1 protein-coding gene and 1 pseudogene are annotated in these 2,081 nt (G+C 74.6%); both read right to left on the bottom strand.

The window, feature by feature from the left end; all coding sequences use genetic code 11:
* Positions 1 to 1,280 (bottom strand): annotated as a pseudogene (locus AC08ON_RS17405) (serine/threonine-protein kinase); the annotation flags it as partial.
* 350 nt (positions 1,281 to 1,630) lie between these two features.
* The coding region (locus AC08ON_RS17400; protein ID WP_476617366.1) for an LppP/LprE family lipoprotein at positions 1,631 to 2,081 on the bottom strand (451 nt) is incomplete at its 5' end.

Here is a 2,081-nt window from a genome sequence, read left to right as displayed (position 1 = left end):
CCGCCGGGGGCCGCCGGGCCGAACGAGGGGGGCGGCCGGTTCCACCTGAGGATCGGAGCCGCCGGCCCCGATGAGCGCGGCGACGAGCCCGACGATTCCGGCGAGCAGGACGACCGGCAGCGCTCCGTGCGCGCCCGGTGCCTGCCGCCGCCAGGACGCCGGGAGCTGGCCGAGCAGCCCGCCGTCCGCCGGGTGTCGCGGCGGACCGGCTGCGCCGCCGTCGGCGGGATCCTGCACCGAGCCGTCCGCGCCCCGGCGGGGCACCGGGACGGTGCGCCACGACTGGTCGTCGCCCGGCGGTGGCGTCGGCCGGTTGGCCAGGGGATGGGTCGGCTGATCGGGTCGGTCAGGGTCCAGCGGCGCGTCGTTGCCGTCGTTGCCGCCGCTGCCGGGTCCCGCGCTCAGCGGCGGGCGGGCCTGCCAGGGGGTGAGGGCCAACGCCGCCGCCCGGTCGGCGTCGGCCGGGGTGCGGACCGCGGAGTCCGAGACCAGGCTGCGGACCAGTTCGGCGGCGCTCGGGCGTTCCTCCGGCCGACGCCCGAGCGCCGCGCGCACCAGCGGGGCGAGCTTCGCCGGCACGCCGGCGATGTCGGGTGGTCGGTCCTCGCGCATCCTGGTCAGCACGTCGGACTGCTCGGAGGCGAACGGCGGATGTCCCGTCGCTGCGTACGTCACGCAGGCGCCCCAGGCGAACACGTCGGCGGGGGCCCGGCCCGTTCCCCGCGCAGCTGCTCGGGCGCCATCCAGGCCAGCGTGCCAATGAGAATCCCGGTGCGGGTGTGGCTGGGGATCCCCGAGGCCCGCGCGATGCCGAAGTCGATGACCTTCGGGCCGTCCCAGGCCAGCAGGATGTTCGAGGGCTTGAGGTCGCGGTGCACCACTCCGGCGGCATGGATGGCGATCAGCGCGTCGGCGAGTCCCACGCTGAAGCCGTGCAGCAGCCGTTCCTCCAACCGGCCGTGGCGCAGCACCGCGTCGGCGAGGCTGGTGCCCTCCACGTATTCGGTCGCCAGCCACGGCGACGTGGCCTCGGGATCGGCGTCGAGCACCGCCGCGACCGCCCGGCCGTGCACCCGGCGGGCGGCGGCCACCTCGCGGCGGAACCGTTCCCGGAATTCGGGGTCGTCGGCGAACCGGGCATCGGGAACCTTCACCGCGGCGGCCCGGCCGTCGGCGTTGAAACCGAGGTACACGGTGCCCATGCCGCCAGCGCCGATCCGGTTGTGGATCGTGAACGGGCCGACGTGGCGCGGGTCGTCGTCAACAAGCGGGGTCAGCATCGTGCTGCCTGTCCTGATCGCCGCGACCGGTTCCGCGACCGGCGACGGGTCCGGCCGTGAGACTCGGAATGCCGGGGCTCACCCGAAAGCTCACTCCTTCGTCGGCGGTGGGCACGGGCCGAGGCCCGATGGCCGCCGGCCCGCGCCACACCGGTGTCCGTGGGTCGACGGCAATCACAGCGTCACAGCGTCATTCACAGCGTCCACGGCCCCGCGAGACCCCTAACCCTGAACCGTAATGCTTCCAGCGCAGCGATGTGCGGCTGGGCGCGGAGGCGGGCGCCTCGGGTCCGCCACCCGCCACCGCCATCCGGTACCGCCCGCCGCCACCCGGACCTCGGCGGATGGCCCTACCGTCGGCTGCCGGAGACATGCGGGTCGCTCGGCGGAATCTTGTCCAGGGTGGAGAAGATTGTGCCAGTCCAGCGAAAGCGGACGTCGGCGTGGCCCGACGGGGCATCGACAGGGTCCCGCGGGTCGTAGGTGGCATAGCGCAGCACGACCTCATGATCGTTGCGCTGGCGCTGGAGGGTGATGCGCGCGCTGGGTGCCTTCGTGTCCGTGCCACGGTACTCACCGTCGGCGAAGACGAAGGCGAGCTGCCGGGGGGTGTCCCCGGCCGGCTGGCCGGTGCCGATCACTACGTTCAGTCGCCGGTCGGCCGCGTAGGTGCTCATGTCCGGCTCATAGCCCTTCCGGCGCACCGTGGCGGCGGCGTCGGCGGCGGACAGCGTCGCCGCCGTGGTCGCCGCCGAGCTCGCCGTGGTCGCCACCGGTGTTGGGCCCGCTGACGCCGACGCC

The sequence above is a fragment of the Frankia sp. CoWAU3 genome (genome assembly GCF_977971855.1).
Note: the sequence above shows the minus strand (reverse complement) of the source record. Positions and strands in the feature narration are given on the sequence as shown.